A 1,207-nucleotide genomic window follows, 5' to 3' on the forward strand; every position below is an offset into this window, starting at 1 on the left:
CCGTCCGCCACGGCCACGATCAGCGGCAGCGCCAGCCGGTCGAGCAGCGCCGGCGCCAGCGCCGAATCGGCCGGCAGTAGCGCGACATCGGCCGCCACGGCCAGCGGATCGCCCTCGAAGGGCAGCAATTGCCAGCCCGGCCCGCGCTGCGGCCACTCCCCACCGAGGGCCAGGATGCGACAATCGCTCATTGTGTCTCCGTAATGGCCAAGAATCTTGCACTTGTCAGGCGAGCTTCCACCAGATTGGAAGATTCCACCCCTTAACCACGCCGACAAGCGCCTAGATAGAGAAACGTCGATCACGGCCGCAAGCTGTTGATCAGACAGGGGAAATTAGCATTGCGTTAAGGATTTGCCGGATGGGGGTTGTATCCAGGCGTTCTTCACCGGCGGGGCCGGGCGGCGATGGCAGGGAGTGTGCGGTGCGCAGCAATGCGGCCGGCGGACTTGCCGAATTGGTGGGAAGCAGCCCGGCCATCGCCGCCATCCGGGCTGAGGTGGACAAGATCGCCAGTGCCGATGCCTCGGTGTTGATCACCGGGCCATCGGGCAGCGGCAAGGACGTGGTGGCCCGGCTGCTGCACCAGAAGGGCCGGCGCGCCGCGCGGCCGTTCGTTGCCATGAACTGCGCCGCGGTGCCGGCCGATCTGATGGAATCCGAACTGTTCGGCCATGAACAGGGCGCCTTCACCGGCGCCGTGAAGGCCCGGGCCGGCCGCTTCGAGGCGGCGCATGGCGGCACATTGTTCCTCGACGAACTGGGCGACATGGCGCCCGCCATGCAGGCCAAGCTGCTGCGCACGCTGGAAACCCGCGTGGTGGAACGGGTGGGCGGCATGCTGCCGATCGCGGTTGACGTGCGGGTGATCGCCGCGACCAGTGTCGATCTGGACGCCGCCATCGCCGATGGCCGCTTCCGCGCCGATCTCCTCTATCGGCTCGATGTCATTCACATCGCCATGCCGCCGCTGGCCGAGCGGCCGGGTGATATCCCCGAGCTGGTGGCGCACTTCGTCAGGGCATCGGGCAGCGACGTGCGCTTCACCAGCGCCGCGCTCGACCAACTATGCCTGTGGCCTTGGCCGGGCAACGTGCGCGAGCTGCGCAACCTCGTGGAACGCGCCGCCGTCCACCACCCCGGCCAGACCGTGGGCGCCGAGGCACTGGACCGGTTGCTGCGCGGCCCCCGCGCCGTGCCCAGCGCC

General features: G+C 68.6%; 2 protein-coding genes. One reads left to right on the forward strand and one right to left on the reverse strand.

The genetic code is table 11. From position 1 onward, the window contains the following. Nucleotides 1-191 (reverse strand): hypothetical protein (locus tag GJV64_RS14640; protein ID WP_164158218.1); only part of this gene is annotated, 191 nt, incomplete at its 3' end. Nucleotides 192-424: 233 nt separating this feature from the next. On the opposite strand from GJV64_RS14640, the gene GJV64_RS14645 reads away from it, so the two are divergent. Beyond that, a partial coding sequence (locus tag GJV64_RS14645) for a sigma 54-interacting transcriptional regulator (RefSeq protein WP_164158220.1) occupies nucleotides 425-1,207 on the forward strand: 783 nt, incomplete at its 3' end.

This window comes from Sandarakinorhabdus rubra (genome assembly GCF_010994245.1).
GTDB lineage: Bacteria > Pseudomonadota > Alphaproteobacteria > Sphingomonadales > Sphingomonadaceae > Sandarakinorhabdus > Sandarakinorhabdus rubra.